This window comes from Streptomyces anandii JCM 4720, assembly GCF_014650655.1.
GTDB classification, from domain to species: Bacteria; Actinomycetota; Actinomycetes; order Streptomycetales; family Streptomycetaceae; genus Streptomyces; species Streptomyces anandii.
Genome location: NZ_BMVJ01000008.1, coordinates 103,356 through 118,240 on the forward strand (window position 1 = coordinate 103,356; position 14,885 = coordinate 118,240).

Annotated in this window: 12 protein-coding genes and 1 tRNA gene; 3 read left to right on the forward strand and 10 right to left on the reverse strand. The window is 71.9% G+C overall.

Features of this window, described 5'->3' with window-relative positions; translation table 11 throughout:
• The 5 genes from ettA to IE249_RS16415 form a co-directional block, all read right to left on the reverse strand.
• Positions 1–1,242: energy-dependent translational throttle protein EttA (gene ettA / locus IE249_RS16395; protein ID WP_229858649.1), on the reverse strand; the 1,242-nt coding region annotated here is incomplete at its 3' end.
• A 163-nt stretch (positions 1,243–1,405) separates the two neighbouring features.
• Complete coding sequence (locus IE249_RS16400) at positions 1,406–2,809, reverse strand: TQXA domain-containing protein (protein WP_229858652.1); 1,404 nt, start codon at positions 2,807–2,809, stop codon at positions 1,406–1,408.
• A gap of 213 nt (positions 2,810–3,022) precedes the next feature.
• Positions 3,023–3,499, reverse strand: a complete 477-nt coding sequence (locus tag IE249_RS16405) for a single-stranded DNA-binding protein (RefSeq protein WP_189705565.1) — start codon at positions 3,497–3,499, stop codon at positions 3,023–3,025.
• 323 nt (positions 3,500–3,822) lie between these two features.
• Positions 3,823–5,670: a GTPase gene (locus IE249_RS16410; RefSeq protein ID WP_373304396.1), complete on the reverse strand. Its 1,848-nt coding sequence runs from the start codon at positions 5,668–5,670 to the stop codon at positions 3,823–3,825.
• Positions 5,671–6,123: 453 nt separating this feature from the next.
• Positions 6,124–7,737, reverse strand: coding sequence for a dynamin family protein (locus IE249_RS16415; RefSeq protein WP_189705567.1), 1,614 nt, complete (start codon positions 7,735–7,737; stop codon positions 6,124–6,126).
• Positions 7,738–8,058: 321 nt separating this feature from the next.
• Between IE249_RS16415 and IE249_RS16420 the strand changes: the two genes are divergently transcribed.
• Positions 8,059–8,134: transfer RNA gene (locus IE249_RS16420), tRNA-Arg, on the forward strand.
• Positions 8,135–8,368: 234 nt separating this feature from the next.
• On the opposite strand, the gene IE249_RS16425 is transcribed toward IE249_RS16420, so the two are convergent.
• The 5 genes from IE249_RS16425 to IE249_RS37500 all read right to left on the reverse strand — a co-directional run bounded on the left by IE249_RS16425 (position 8,369) and on the right by IE249_RS37500 (position 11,370).
• On the reverse strand, positions 8,369–9,235 hold the full coding sequence (locus IE249_RS16425) for a tyrosinase family protein (protein ID WP_189705568.1): 867 nt from the start codon (positions 9,233–9,235) through the stop codon (positions 8,369–8,371).
• Positions 9,219–9,725, reverse strand: coding sequence for a tyrosinase family oxidase copper chaperone (locus IE249_RS16430; protein WP_189705569.1), 507 nt, complete (start codon positions 9,723–9,725; stop codon positions 9,219–9,221). Before IE249_RS16430 ends, IE249_RS16425 begins: the two co-directional genes overlap by 17 nt.
• Before the next feature lie 230 nt (positions 9,726–9,955).
• Positions 9,956–10,243 carry a hypothetical protein gene (locus IE249_RS16435; protein ID WP_189705570.1) on the reverse strand — a complete coding sequence of 96 codons (288 nt, stop codon included), beginning with the start codon at positions 10,241–10,243 and terminating at the stop codon, positions 9,956–9,958.
• A 336-nt stretch (positions 10,244–10,579) separates the two neighbouring features.
• Positions 10,580–10,858, reverse strand: coding sequence for a hypothetical protein (locus IE249_RS16440; RefSeq protein ID WP_189705571.1), 279 nt, complete (start codon positions 10,856–10,858; stop codon positions 10,580–10,582).
• 209 nt (positions 10,859–11,067) lie between these two features.
• Positions 11,068–11,370 (reverse strand): hypothetical protein, encoded by a 303-nt coding sequence (locus IE249_RS37500; RefSeq protein ID WP_229858655.1) that lies wholly within the window; start codon positions 11,368–11,370, stop codon positions 11,068–11,070.
• A gap of 919 nt (positions 11,371–12,289) precedes the next feature.
• Here IE249_RS37500 and IE249_RS16450 point away from each other — a divergent pair.
• Positions 12,290–13,450 carry a DUF3344 domain-containing protein gene (locus IE249_RS16450; protein WP_189705573.1) on the forward strand — a complete coding sequence of 387 codons (1,161 nt, stop codon included), beginning with the start codon at positions 12,290–12,292 and terminating at the stop codon, positions 13,448–13,450.
• 48 nt (positions 13,451–13,498) lie between these two features.
• Positions 13,499–14,782, forward strand: coding sequence for a glycosyltransferase (locus IE249_RS16455; RefSeq protein WP_189705574.1), 1,284 nt, complete (start codon positions 13,499–13,501; stop codon positions 14,780–14,782).
• Positions 14,783–14,885 lie beyond the last annotated feature (103 nt).

Genomic DNA, 14,885 nt, shown 5'->3' on the forward strand with positions numbered 1-14,885 from the left:
GTTGATGTAGTCCAGCTCGTCGGAGACGACGGCCCACAGCGTCTTCTTGGGGTCGATGTTCTCGCGGCTCTGGTCGACGTAGGAGATCTTGACGGTCTCGCCGACCTTGATGCTGCCGGAGTCCGGCTCCTCCAGGCCCTGGATCATCTTGAACAGCGTGGTCTTGCCGGCGCCGTTCGGGCCGATGACGCCGACGATGCCGTTGCGCGGCAGGGTGAACGACAGGTCGTCGATCAGGACCTTCTCGCCGAAGGCCTTGTTGAGGTTGTTGACCTCGACGACGACGTTGCCCAGGCGCGGGCCCGGCGGGATCTGGATCTCCTCGAAGTCCAGCTTCCGCATCTTCTCGGCCTCGGCGGCCATCTCCTCGTAGCGGGCCAGACGCGCCTTGGACTTGGCCTGGCGGCCCTTGGCGTTGGAGCGGACCCACTCGAGCTCTTCCTTGAGCCGCTTCTGCCGCTTGGCGTCCTTCTGGCCCTCGACCTTGAGACGGGTCGCCTTGGTCTCCAGGTACGTGGAGTAGTTGCCCTCGTACGGGTAGGCGCGGCCGCGGTCGAGCTCGAGGATCCACTCGGCGACGTTGTCCAGGAAGTACCGGTCGTGAGTGATCGCCACGACGGTGCCCTCGTACTTGGCCAGGTGCTGCTCCAGCCAGTTCACCGACTCGGCGTCGAGGTGGTTGGTGGGCTCGTCGAGCAGCAGCAGGTCGGGCGCCTCGAGGAGCAGCTTGCACAGCGCCACGCGGCGCTTCTCGCCACCGGAGAGGTTGACCACGGGCCAGTCGCCGGGCGGGCAGCCCAGGGCGTCCATGGCCTGCTCGAGCTGGGCGTCGAGGTCCCAGGCGTTGGCGTGGTCCAGTTCCTCCTGGAGCTTGCCCATCTCCTCGAGCAGCGCGTCGGAGTAGTCGGTCGCCATCTGCTCGGCGATCTCGTTGAACCGGTCGAGCTTGCCCTTGATCTCGGCGACGCCCTCCTGGACGTTCTCCAGGACCGTCTTCTCCTCGTTCAGCGGGGGCTCCTGAAGGAGGATGCCGACGCTGTAGCCGGGCGACAGGAACGCGTCACCGTTGGAGGGCTGCTCCAGCCCCGCCATGATCTTCAGCACGGTCGACTTACCGGCACCGTTCGGGCCGACGACGCCGATCTTGGCACCCGGAAGGAAGCTCAGGGTGACGTCGTCGAGGATCACCTTGTCGCCGTGCGCCTTGCGCGCCTTGCGCATGGTGTAAATGAACTCAGCCAAGAGAAACCGTCCGGCAGCTTGAATCTGGCAGTGGGCAGATACACCCCATCTTGCCGCATGCCTGCCCGCCCGTGAAAACTGCCTGGTGGGCGGGGGGTTGTGTACGGAGAGTCAGCGCTTGGCACTCACTGTGGAATTGACAAGGATCGTCGGTCCTGGCCGGTCAGTTCTGGGTGGTGCGCTTCTTGTGGACGATGCTCAGGGCCGTGGCGCCGAGGACCAGGAGGCTGAGGCCGATGGCGGCTATCAGCGGGGTGGTGCTGGTGCCGCCGGTGTCGGCGAGGTCGGTGCCCGGCGCGGTGCCGCCGACCGTGGCGGGGCTGGGTGCGCTGAGCGTCTGGGTGGTCGTGCCGATCGCCGCGCCCTCCGTCCTGCAGTCCAGGACGCCGGCGAAGCGCTGCCCCCGGCCGGAGGGGGTCGTGATCGTGAAGTCGTAGGCCTGGTCCTCCTGGAGCGGGATCGTCACCGTCCGGGACACGCCCGCGGGGATGGTGTGCTCCGTGCCCAGCAGCTCGAAGGTGAACGCCTTGTCGCCCTTGTTGACCGCCGTGATGTCCAGGCCGTTCCTGGCGCAGTCCTTCGCCGCGGACAGGGCGGGTATCGCGCCCTCGGCGGCCCAGGCCGCGGTGGCGGTGGCGGCGACCGTGGACTCGCTCGAGCCGGCGAGGATCTGGGTCTGGCTGCGGCTGTCCGAGGTGAAGGCGCGGCCGACCGGCACGGTGGTGGAGGCCTGGACGGTCAGCTCGGCCCCGCCGGCCGCGGCGTCCTCGGGGACGTCGAAGAAGAGCCGGCTGCCGTCCCGGGCGGAGGTGACGGGTTTGCCGTCGCCGCCCACGATCCGTACGCCGTCGGCGGCGGCGTCGGCCGGGGGTGTCACCGTCACGCTGCTCGCGTCCGTGTGCACCGTGACGGGACCCAGCCGCTTGCCGGGCCGGCCGGAGACGGCGGGCGGGTCCAGGGTCAGCGAGGCCTCCGGCTCCGGCAGGTCGCCGGCGCCGTGCTGCAGGTAGTCCGCGAGCTTGTCGGCCTGGGGGTCGACGGCGTCCACGTGCGCGCCGTCGGAGTAGCGCCAGATCGCCACCTGGGTGCCGGCCGCCGCGTCCTGCTCGGTGAGGCTCTTGACGCCCGCCTTGGCGGCGAGCGCCGCGAGGTCGTTCATCTGCGGGTAGGAGTTCTGCAGGATCCAGCGGATCCGGCCGGCGTTCTTGTCGGTCCCCAGCGAGGTGCCGCTCCAGGGCGTCTCGTGGTACTTGGCGTCCTTCTGCGTGGGGTTGCGCAGGTCGACGGAGTACGTCTGCAGCATGCCGCCGCCGTCGACGAACATCTGGAACAGTCCGGCGGAGACCTGGTAGTCCCCGTCCTTGTCATGGATGACGGCGGTGCCGTACGTCTTGAGGCTGCCGATGGTGGCGGTCGCGCCGCCCTGGCTGCGCGGCGTCCCCGCGGCGGCGGCCGGCCCGGCGGCCGCCATCACACCGGCGGCCGCGAGCCCGCAGACCAGGAACGCGGCGGTGCGGCGGCCCGCCCCTCGACTGCGCGTGAACGGCGCAGCGTACGAAGCACACACAGAATTCCCCTTCGAGCAGGACCCGTTGACGTGGGGGCGCGGTCCCACCAGCAGAATCTCCAAGCCCACAGAGCCTGTCCGGCATCCTAGGGATCACGGGCACCACTACCCGCTGTCATATCGTCAGATGACTGATCCGACTCGGAATCGTTATCGCCGGAGAACCGCCGGCGAACTGCCCGGGTACGGCGGAGGAACCGTCCGGGAACCTTCTCAAGCGACCGCCGCGGGCTCCCGTTGATGCCGTGGCGCGGTGTCCTCGGCCGCGTCCGCCGGCGGGGTCTCCCAACTGGGCTCGGGCTGCGCGGGCATCGCGGCCGTGGCGGTGTCGGGCCTGCCCGTGCGGCGGAAGGCCGCCGTGCCCCGCGCGAGGTCGTGGCCGATCGCCACCGCGTCGATGTCCGCCGACGTACGGGTGTTGCCGTCCCGCGTCTCCGTCCGCACCTTCAGCCGGCCCTGCACGACGACCGGGTCGCCCACGTTCAAGGAGGCCACCGCGTTCGACGCCAGCTGGCGGTTGGCCCAGACCGTGAAGAAGTTGGTGTGCCCGTCCGTCCAGGCGCTCTTCTCCCGGTCCCAGTAGCGCGAGGTCACCGCCAGCCGGAACCTCGCCGACGCGCCCGACGCGAGCTCCCGGTAGACCGGCTGCGTCGCCACGTTGCCCACCGTGCAGACCATCGTCTCGTTCATACGTGAAGCCCTCCCTCGCCGGCCCGTCCGGGGCCGGGTGAAGACGCGTACGGGCCCGTCCCGTACGACTGCGTCCGTCGTGACGACCGCTCGCGTCGCGATCGCCGCGGAACCAGACTGCCGCCGCCGGGCCGAGCCCGCCGGGCCCTGTGGACCACCGCCCGCCTGTGGAAAACTCGCTCACCCGAACGGAGTACGCGACTTACGGCACCGCACCCCTCCGGCGGAGTCCGGCCTGGCACGCCCCCTCCGGCGGAGTCCGGCCTGGCACGCCCCCTCCGGCGGAGTCCCGCCCCCGACCGGCCTCCGCCCACGGACCCCGCTCAGCGCACCCCCGCCCCCATGACCCGTGCGTACTGCTCCCGCACCTCGCGGTAGCGCAGCAGTTCCGCCGCCACCGGATCCAGGACGCGGGCCCGGCCGCAGCCCGCCGCCGCCTCGCGCAGCCGGCGCTCCGCCTCCTGGCCGTACCGCCGTGCCGGTCCGCGCGCCGCGATGCGGCAGCTCCACTCCACGAGCGGCCCGCCGATGATGCCCGCGACCATCAGCAGCACCGGCACCCCCAGGTTCGGCGACATCACCCCGATGATCTGGCCCACCAGCCACAGCCCCCCGACGACCTGGAGGATCGTCATCGACGCCTGCGCGAGGACCGCCGCCGGCCACCAGCCGGGCCGCGGCGGCCGCCCCGGGGGCAGCCCGGCCCGCGCCGTCAGCTCGTCCAGCGCCTCGGGCAGCCCCTGGGCCCCGCGCACGGCGGCCTCGCGCACCGACTGGGCCCAGGGCGCCGGCAGCCCGGCCGAGGCGCGGTCGGCCACGGTGCGCACCGCCTGCTCGACGCGCTGGCGGGCGGTGGCCTCCTCGTCGGGCTGGGCCCGCACCGGCAGCCGGCCGGTGGGCGGCTCGCTGCGGTCCTGGTACCACCGCCACAGCCGCAGCCAAGGGGTGCCGCACGCTCGGCCGGCGTTGCGCAGCCAGGCTCGTTCGGCGGCCTCGCCGGCGGCGGTGGCGCCCACCGCGTCCGCGAGCCGGGCCGCGAACTCCTCGCGCGCCTCCTCGCTGAGTCCGGCGCGGCGCGGCGTGGCGTAGACGGGCCGCAACCGCAGCGCCGCCGCGTCCACATCGGCGGCGATGCGCCGCGCGGCGGCCCCGCGTTCGGTCACGAACTGGCCGAGCGCCTCGCGCAGTTCGCCGATCCCGTCCCCGGTGAGCGCGGACAGGGCCAGCACGGTCGCGCCCGGCTCGCCGTGCTCGCCGAGGGCGATCCCGTCCTCGTCGAGCAGCCGCCGCAGGTCGTCGAGGACCTGGTCGGCGGCCTCCCCGGGCAGCCGGTCGACCTGGTTGAGGACGACGAACATGACCTCCGCGTGGCCCGCGAGCGGCCGCAGGTAGCGCTCGTGGAGGACCGCGTCGGCGTACTTCTCCGGGTCGACGACCCAGATGACGGCGTCGACGAGCCCGAGGATCCGGTCCACGTGCTCGCGGTGCTGCACGGCGGCCGAGTCGTGGTCGGGCAGGTCCACCAGGACCAGGCCGCGAAGTTGCGGATCGCCGTCGGGGCCCTGGACCGGGCGTCTGCGCAGCCGGCCCGGGATGCCCAGGCGGTCGATGAGGCTCGCCGCGCCGTCGCTCCAACTGCACGCGATGGGGGCCGCGGTCGTCGGGCGCCGTACGCCGGTCTCCGAGATCGCCACTCCGGCCAGCGCGTTGAACAGCTGCGACTTGCCGCTGCCGGTGGCGCCCGCGATGGCGACCACGGTGTGCTGCCCGGAGAGCCGGCGCCGCGCGGCCGCCTCGTCGAGGACGCGGCCGGCCTCGGCGAGGGTGCGGCTGTCGAGCCGGGTGCGGGACAGGCCCACCAGCTCGCGCAGCGCGTCCAGCCGCGACCGCAGCGGCCCGTCGTACGCCAGCGGGGTCACGGGCAGCGGCCTGGAGACCCGTGGCTCGACGACCGGGGAGAGCTCGGCGGCGGTGGACTCGGTGACGCGGCGCGCGATCAGCCCGTCGTCCCAGATGCCCTCGGTGTCGGTGCGCTCCCGGTCGCCGTCGTCCTCGGCGCGCACGGGCCGGCCGTCGTCCTTCACGCGCGCGTGCCGGTCGCCCTCCTCGGTGCGCACGGCACGCCCGTCACCCTCCTTCACACGCGCCGCGTGCCGGTCGTCGTGCTCCACGCGCGCGTGGCGGTCTCCGTGCTCCACGCGCGCGTGGGCGTTCGCCCCCCTCGTGGTCCTGCCTTCGGGGCCGCCGGGCCCACGGGAACCGTCCGTTGCCCGCGGGCCGTCCGGGCCGGGCAGGCCATTCGGGCCGTGCGGGCCCCCGTCGTCGTCCGCGGAAGCGCCCTCCGGCGACGGGGCCTGCGACGACAGGGCCCCCGGCCCAGCCGCACCAGATACCTCGACATCAGCCCCACTGCCACTGGTCCCACTTGTCCCATTGGTCCCACTGGCAACGTCGGCCACCTCCGCCCCCCGTTGCTCCGGCGGATTCCCGTTCTCCGGAGCGTGGCCGGCCGGCCCGGCCCCCGGGCTCCTGCTGCTCTCGGTCATCTCCCTGTCCGTGGTGACCGTGTCCTCCGTCTGATCGGTGTGTTCCGTTCGGTCCTGGTCAGTGACGGCGGTCACCGGTCACCTCTCCTTCAGCAGTACGGACAGCGCGGCAATGAGTTCGGCCTGCGGCTCGGGATTCACCTCGAGGGCGTCGAGCGGGGCCAGCCGGCGCTCGCGCTCGGTGTGCATCACCCGGTCCAGGTAGTCGGCGAGCAGCCGCCCCGCGCGGTCGCGCAGCCGCAACGCGCCATGGGCGCCGATCCGCTCGGCCAGCCCCTCGCCGGCGGACCGGGCGCGGCGGCCGCCCAGCAGCCCGGTGGCGGCCAGGGCGGCGACGACCTCGGGGTCCGGCGCGACACTGCGGTCCAGGCGGCCCACCTCGTCCTCGGCGTACTCCTCCAGTTCGCGCCGCCACCGCCGTACGGCCATGCCGATGCGGTGCTCGGCGTTCTCGTACGTGGCGTCGCGTGCGGCGAGCCCGGGGGCGCCGGCGGCGGGTTCGCGCCGCCAGGCGTCGTCGACGCGTTCGTCGGCGGCGGTGACGGAGCACAGCAGCAGGGCGCCGAGGCTCTCCACGAGTGCGTCGAGGAGTTCGGCGGCGGTGCAGTCCAGCGGGAAGGCGCGCCACCGCTTGAGGGCGTCCCCGGCGAGCACGGCGCCGCCCTGGAGGCGGGCGCGCACGCGCGCGTGCTCGGTGTCGTAGGCGCTGTCGACGGCGGAGGTGAGCCGGAGGGCGGCCGCGTACTGCGCGGCGGTGGCGCCCGCCAGTTCGGGCATCCGGGACTTCAGCGAGTCGAGGACGCCGTGCGCGGTGCGGGCCATTGCGTGCTGCCGGGCGGCGCTGTCCTGGACCTGGTGGACCAGCCAGGTGCGCAGCGGCGCGACGGCGGTGGCGGGCAGCAGTCCACCGCCCCAGGCGGACTCGGGCAGTTCCGGCACCGTGAACCGCGGTACCTCGCCGAGGCCCGCCTTGGTCAGCAGGGCCCCGTACTGCCGGGAGACCTCGGAGACGACCTGGTGGGGCACCCGGTCCAGCACGGTCACCAGCATGGCGTCGTACTCCTTGGCGGTGCGCAGCAGGTGCCAGGGCACGGCGTCGGCGTAGCGGGCCGCGGTGGTCACCATCACCCAGATGTCCGCGGCGCAGATGAGTTCCGCGGCGAGGGCGCGGTTGTCGGCGACCAGGGAGTCGATGTCGGGGGCGTCGAGGAGCGCGAGGCCCCGGGGCACGGTCTCGACGGTCTCCAGGCGCAGCACGCGCGCGGGATCGTCCTCCGGGCTCAGCAGGTCGTCGCCTGCTCCCGGGTCGGACTGGGGCGCCCACACGCGCGGGAGGTCGGGCAGCACCCGTACGCCGCTGAACCAGTGATGGTCCTCCGGGTGGCAGACCAGCACGGGGTTCCGGGTCGTCGGCCGCAGTACTCCCGCCTCGGTGACCCGTCGTCCCACAAGGGAGTTGACGAGTGTCGACTTCCCGGCGCCCGTGGAGCCCCCGACGACGGCCAGCAACGGCGCTTGGGGCTCTCTCAACCGGGGCACCAAGTAGTCGTCGAGCTGTGCGAGCAGTTCGTCGCGGTTGGCACGCGCGCGCGGGGCCCCGGCGAGGGGCAGCGGGAAACGTGCGGCGGCGACACGGTCGCGCAGGGCGGAGAGTGCTTCGAGCAGCTGAGGCCGTACGTCCAAGGTCACCACATGCGAAGAATGCCCAATTTTAGGGGAATTCTGAAGCATATGAGCACGTCTGCGCGCCGACAGAACACAAGGGACGGAAGGGATGACTGGGACGTGGGCACAGTCCAGGCATAACGAGTGCACAACACCCGGTGCGCCGGAGGCGAAAAGCGGTGCACGATTCGTACCTGCCTGCGATTATCAGGACCGCTTCACCGAACCTCCACATTGAGCCACGGAGGGGAAGCGACAGGGACACGGATCCGGGAGCCCTATCCTTGTCCCCGGCAACGTCAGGGATCAGCCCACACCCGGGCACCACGACCGAGGCCACCACACCAGGCCCCCGTAGCTCAGTGGATAGAGCAGGCGCCTTCTAAGCGCTTGGCCGCAGGTTCGAGTCCTGCCGGGGGCGCCACGCGCCACCAGCCAAAAAAAGCGCCCCAGAGGGCATCTCTTCCCTCCAGGGCGTTTCACGTCAGTCACGGCACGGCCGACGGCAACGGGCCCGTCGCCGTCGGCCGACCGGTTCCTCGGCCCAGCGCGAAAACCCGCATCGAGCCGTCATCGGCGGCTGTGCGGGATTGATCTCTGTCTTGGGGACGGGCGCCGGCACCGCGAGCGTGTGCCGCGGGGCCGGGGGCCCGCAGCGCTACGCGTACCGATAGATCTGGCTGTGGTCCTCCAGTTCCCGCGGAGTCACATCCCACGGCGGCAGACTCTCCTGCCGCGCGACGACCCGGCCGTGCTGGGCGTCACCCTGGGCAGGCGGCTTGTCCGGAAGATAGCGGGCACCAGGGTGCCGCTGCTGCCAGCGGGACCAGAGCAGGTCGATGAAGGCGTGGTGGAGCCAGAAGACGGGGTCGTTGACGGAGGCGCCGCCCACCATGTGGCCACCGACCCAGCGGTGCACCCGGTTGTGGTTGCGCCACGAAGCAGGGGCTCGCCCCGGCCCCCATCCCTCCACCTTGTTGCGGAATCCCTTGGTGGAGGTTGAGTTCCAGGGCGCCGTGTCGTACACGGGGTCGGCCAGGGCCGCCGAGACGTCCTTGGCCGACGGCAGCGTGATCGGCTTCGCGGACCGACCGAGGTCACGCGTGAGGTATCTGGTGTCCGTCACACCTGCCTTGATGGTCCACTTACCGTTTCGGTAGGCGAACGGGCCCGTCATCACCTGCCGGTCGGAAGCACGCCCGGTGCCGCCGAGCAGGTCGCCGGTCCACGGCACGGCGGTCGCGGAGGCGTTGCGCGTCCAGTCCCAGTACGGCACGCTCACCGAGTCGTCGACGCGGCGCAGGGCTCCTTCCAGGTCCAGCAGAAACTTGCGGTGCCAGGGCAGGAAGGACGGCGCCATGTGGGCCGCACGGAGGCCGGTTTCACCATCAGGCACGTAGTACTCGATGTGCAGGCGTACGAACTCGTCGTATTCCCCCCGGCGTTTGAGTTCGAGCAGCGCGTTGACGAAACGCCGGCGATCGGACCGGGTGAGTGTGCTGACGTCCCTACGTGTGTACACCAATGGAGTGGTCCTCCTCGGATCCTGTGCGCCCACTCGGCAGGCCGCTGCCCTCCATGCGGCTGCCCCCCGCGCCCGGCACACCCGGTCGCGCGGTGGTGCCGAGCTCGTCCACGGCCGCGCGCGCCGCGGCGAGCGGTGTCGGATAGGACTGATAGTGGTCGATCATGGTCATCCAGCTGCCATCCGCACGGCGCATCAGATGCAGCGGCTGCCCGTCCACGGTGACGTGCCAGGCAGCAGGGGGACTGCCGTCGGACCGCCCGGCACCCCGAGCGTCTCCGCTGATACGACGTCCGCGGTACGTCTCGTCGAATCGCGTGTACTCGGGCTTCTCCCGCCCGGCCGACGTCGGGGCCGCCAGGAGCGGCGCCAGCGCGACGGCCGCCCCCGATCCGATCATTCCCCACAGCACACGTCGCCTGGTGGTGTCCCCTTGCGGTTCTGCCGTGAGACCGGGAGAGCCGACCACCCCGGTCACCGATCGTGTCATGCGTCCTCCTGAGGGATGTTCGTCGCCGACGTGTCCGTGGCGAGCGGCCGGGGAACCACGGCCGACGCCTCCCGCCCCTGAGGTCCGCGCGCACATACGGATCAGGGATCCCCGGCGTCCCCAGCGCCGGGAATCCCTTACATCGCGTGCGGCACGCAGCCCCGGAGACGGCAACGGAACCCCATGCCCGCCGACGGTGGTTCCTGTGCCGCGACCTCCGCGGGCACGGATCAGTTCTGCAGCGGGAGTCCGCCGAGCAGCCGACCGCCCGTCCGCTGGGTGATGGAGTCCGTCGCGCCCTTGAAATTGACGGGCGAGGAGTCCTTGCCGCCCGAGTCGAGCCCGTGCAGGGCCTGCTGCACCGGCCGCACCTGCACCGGCCCCCCGGCGATCTGCTTCACCATTCCGGTGAGGCCGGCGGTCGTGGCCCCACTGCCGCCCTGGGCGAAGGCGGGCGTGGCGGCACCGGCCAGGACCACGGAACCGGCAACGAGGGCGGCGGTCTTCAGGGACTTCATCGCGTTCCTTTCTTCGGCAACGTGCAAGTCACCAGAGGGAATTGCTTCACCTCGCCCAACGAGCCGAAACGGAACCGGAAACCCCCGCCCGTGAAAAATACCCAGAGCCCCGCCAAGCTCACTCGTTGGACTGACACCCGTGTCCATCTTTCTCATTCTCGTATTGAATGCGGCGAGGGCTGAATGTGGATCCCGGTGGGCAGACCCCTGACCGGCCCGGCAGACGTCACAGGCCGATTCCGTGTCACACGGAATCGGCCTGTTCCCTGGGGAGCCGGAGCCGCTGAAGCGTCCGCCACGCCGTCTCGAAAGGCTGCCGGCAGCGCGACCGCCCCCTCAGTTGTGCAGCGGAAGTCCACCCAGCAGCGGCTTGTGGGCCACGGGCGCGGTCGAGCTCTTCAGCGTCTTGGCCACGGAATCCGTGGTGGTACCGCTGTTGAGCACGTCGGTGTGCTGCAGCGGCGTGCCGTTCAGGGACCCGTCGGTGAGCGTGCTGACGGCCCCGTTGAGTCCGTTGCCCGGACCCGCCTGGAAGCTGTGGGCGAACGCGGGCGCTGCGGAGCCGGCGACGGCCACGGCCCCGGCGACAACAGCGGCGGCCTTCAGAGACTTCATGGTGTTCCTTTCCTCGGCATGCGGACAGCCGGTGGGAATACTGACGCCATGCCCAACGAGGCGCGGGCCGCTCCGAAACCGTGCGACACGCGATTGCCGACTCCTCATATGATCTCTGGCGGTACAGAATCGAGGAAAAGGGCCGGGGACACGATGCGGCGCCGGCCCGCAGGCCGACGCCGCAGCAGAGGCACAGACACGTACCGGACTCAGGACGCCGGGAGACTCGGCAGCGAGGGAAGACCGGTCAGGTCCGGGGCGGGCAGACCGCTGTCCAGCAAGGTGGCGGCGACCAGGTTGACCACCGCCTGCACCACGTCCTTGACAGCAGGCCCGATCTGGCCGTCGGTGCCCGAGGTCGCCGCCTGCAGCAGCGCGGTGACCGCCTTGTCCAGGGCGGCGAGCACATCACTGGTGAGGGCTGCGCTCGCGGGCTCCGAGGGGCTCGCGGATGCGGTCGGAGCGAGCGTCCCGTCCGCCGCGGGCTGGGTCACCGGCAGGGGCAGCGTCACCGGCGCGGGCAGGAGACTCGCCGAGGAGGCGGTTGCCGACGGAGCGGGGGAAACCGCCTGTTCGGCCGGTGTCGCAGGATCTGCCGGTGTCGCAGTGACCCCCAGCGCCGCAGCATCTGTCGGCGTCGCGGCAACCGCCGGTGCCACAGCGCCTGTCGGGGTCGCAGCGTCGGCCAGGGCAGCGGGACCCCCCGGTGCTCGAACGTTCCCGGCGGCCGCCGGGCGGGCCTGAGCCATCGCGGCCCTGACAGCGTCACCGAGTTCTTTCGCCTCCTTGGCGGACAGCCTGCCGTGGTCGGCCTTGAGCACGGCGTTCACCAGGTTGGTGACGGAGGTGATCACACCGCCGATCCGGCCGAGGCGCTTGCTGCGCGCAAGGAGCGTGTCCGCGCCCTGGACGCGCTCGTGTGGCAGTGCCGCACGGCCGTGTCCCCGAGCGGAGCCCTCCGCCCTGGCAGCGGGACCGATGAGGCCGACCAGGAGGGTGGCACAGAGCGCCGTGGACGCGGTGCGCCGTACGGACGGACGAGGCATGGCGGCTGTTCCTCTCGTTAGGTCCTGATCTTGGACTCACCGTGAACGGCACCAACGCCGGTCGCAACCGGGAGCCCTGCGGCTGCCGATCGACCTTCCTCTCAGGGGGACGCGCCCTGCCTGGTCAGACCGCTCGTTTCACCCGCCCGCGGGGTCACCCCCACCGCCCGCCGTTAGGGGTTGAACCGGCCGGCGCCGTCCGCCGGGGCGACAGCGGTCACGCAACAGCCATGAAGCTTCACCAATCCGACACACTTGTCCGCTATCACCTCATTAGTCCGGATAGCGACTAGAGTTGCGCACCTCTTCTCGGACCGCTAACGCACAGAGATCTCCGTCGAGCAGTTTCCGACGCCGAACCTTGTCTGAAAGGCCAACGCCGGTCATGCGCCAACCCCTGGTCCTTCTGCTGCGCCGTGTCACCGTGGGCGCGCTCGCCCTTGCCGGGACCTGGGTGACCGTCGGAAGTCCGGCGGCCGCGCCCGCGCAGCCGACGCCGGAAGCGGCCCACCTGGCGTTCACCGAGCGGTTCCGTGCCCTCCAGCACGGTGGCATCGTTCGTGCGGCCAATGCCTCCATCAGCTGCCGCGCGGCGTCCGCGGGCCCCGGCCCCCTACCGCCGTCCGCCCACTCGTGCACGGCCGCACGAGCGGGCGGTCAAGGGACCAACGGCGACTTCGACATGGACTACATCGATGTCGACCAGGACCCGAACACCTACAACTCCTCACGCGCGGAGGTCCGGCTGCCGAAAGGTTCCCGGGTGACGTACGCGCGCCTGTACTGGGGCGGCAACCTGCGCGTCGGCGAGCAGAAGCCGCCGGAGGACACCGGGAGGGTGCTGATCGCCGAGCCCGGCGGGGAGTACAAGGAACTCCTCGCCGACACGGTCACCGGCCACCGCGTGACACACGATGCCGACGCCTACCAGGCGTCCGCGGACGTGACACGTCTGGTGCGGGAGAGCGGAGGCGGCCTGTACACCGTGGCGCAGGTCGACGTGGCCAAGGGCAACTCGGCAGCCGGTGCCTGGGGCGGCTGGACGCTGGTGGTGGCCTACGAAAATCCGGCGGAGCCGCTGCGGCACCTTTCCCTCTGGGACGGTTTCACCGCGCTGAACCCGCGGTCGGCGGAGGAGATCCGGTTGTCCGGCCGACGCTTCCCGGGCGGGGCGGGCGGCCGTGTCGGTCTGGTCGCGTACAACGGCGACCACGGCACTGTGGGCGACTCCCTCCATCTGACGTACGGCCAGGCATCACGCCGGCCGGACCGTCCCGACGACCACATGCCCGGCTCCACCGCCCTGGCTCTGGGCGACCCGGCCAATCCCGCCGACGACGTTCTGAACTCGACCATCGAGGAGCCCGGGGATGTTCCCCCGGAGCGTTCGCCGGCGTACGCGAACAACCTCGGTTACGACTCCGACGTTTTCGACCTGGGCGAACGGCTTGCGCACCAGGGCGACCAGCTGACCCTGCGGCTCCTTTCCCGACGGGACGCCGCCTGGGCGGGTGTCCTCTTCGTCGCCGTGGATGCCCAGCCGTGAGGCGCCGCCCTGCCGTCCGAGCGCCTTCCGAGCGAGGAACCCGTCCTTATGCACGTGTCACAGGCCCGCTGTCGGACCAGCATCCTGCACATCACCCAGCCCGTGGACGGCGGGGTCGCGCGCGTAGTGACAGATCTCGTGCGATCCCAGCTCGAGGAGGGTTTCGACGTCGCCGTGGCCTGTCCCGGCGGTCCGTTCACCGCCCGGCTGCGGGCGCTCGGCGCGGACGTACGGCACTGGCCGGCGACGCGTTCGCCCCTGCTGTCGGCCCTTCGTGAGGTGAGCGGCATCGCACGTGTGATCGATGCCGTACGTCCCGATCTCGTCCACATGCACAGCGCCAAGGCCGGGCTCGCCGGGCGCCTCGCGGTGCGCGGACGGATTCCCACCGTCTTCCAGCCGCATGCCTGGTCGTTCGAGGCGGTCGGCGGGACCACGGGGGCTGCCGCGGTGAAGTGGGAGAAGTGGGCGGCGCGTTGGACCTCGGCGCTGGTGTGCGTGAGCGAGGCGGAACGAGTGACCGGCGCACGCGCCGGGATCGCGGGCCGATGGCGGGTGATTCCCAACGGGATCGACCCCGAACGGTTCCGTCCGGCCCCCGACGCCCCCGGGGACAGCGCGGGTGCGGCCGGGAAGCCGCGTGCCGCGCGGACCGGCCACTCGGCACCGGCCCCGCACGCCCGCCTCCCGCGGCTCGCCGCCGCCGATCTGTCTGCGCCACTGGTGGTGTGCGTGGGGCGGCTGTGCCGGCAGAAGGGGCAGGACGTTCTCCTCGCGGCATGGGACGCCATCGTCCACCGGGTGCCCGACGCCCGACTCGTCCTCGTCGGCGACGGACCCGAAGGCGCCCGGCTGCGTCGGCACGCCTCCACGTCGGTGCTGTTCGCGGGTGCCGTCGCCGACCCCGTGCCCTGGTACCGAGCTGCCGACCTGGTCGTTCTGCCGTCCCGCTGGGAGGGAATGGCACTGGCCCCGCTGGAGGCGATGGCGTGCGGGCGGCCCGTGGTCGTCACCGATGTCGACGGAGCCCGCGAGAGCCTGCCGCCGGCTCTCGCCGCGCACTGCCTGGTCCCGCCGGGTAACCCGGCAGCGCTGGCGGGGACCGTGGCCGAGTTGCTGCTCGACCGGACGCTGCGTGTCCGACTCGGCGAACTGGGACGGCGGCACGTGCTGTCGGCCCACGACGTGCGGTGCACCACCGAAGCCGTCGTGGCGCTGTACCGCGAACTGCTCACCCCGCGGCCCGCCGCTCAGAGGATGCCGGGCCTCCGGGCGGACGGGCCACCGCCGGGCGCCGACCCCACCGAGCACAGGGAGTCCATCCACTCGTGACCGCTGAAAGCACCGTCTCCTCCACCGGCGTCCAGGCGGCAGACCACGGCTTGCGGACCGTCTCGGTCATCCACCCGCGCGGCGCCGGCGCGGGCCTCCGCCT

Coding starts and splice junctions, on each gene's coding strand:
- IE249_RS16405 (WP_189705565.1), bottom strand. CDS start 3,499: ATGAACGAGACGATGGTCTGCACGGTGGGCAACGTGGCGACGCAGCCG.
- IE249_RS16430 (WP_189705569.1), bottom strand. CDS start 9,725: ATGACACGATCGGTGACCGGGGTGGTCGGCTCTCCCGGTCTCACGGCA.
- IE249_RS16435 (WP_189705570.1), bottom strand. CDS start 10,243: ATGAAGTCCCTGAAGACCGCCGCCCTCGTTGCCGGTTCCGTGGTCCTG.
- IE249_RS16440 (WP_189705571.1), bottom strand. CDS start 10,858: ATGAAGTCTCTGAAGGCCGCCGCTGTTGTCGCCGGGGCCGTGGCCGTC.
- IE249_RS16450 (WP_189705573.1), top strand. CDS start 12,290: ATGCGCCAACCCCTGGTCCTTCTGCTGCGCCGTGTCACCGTGGGCGCG.
- IE249_RS16455 (WP_189705574.1), top strand. CDS start 13,499: ATGCACGTGTCACAGGCCCGCTGTCGGACCAGCATCCTGCACATCACC.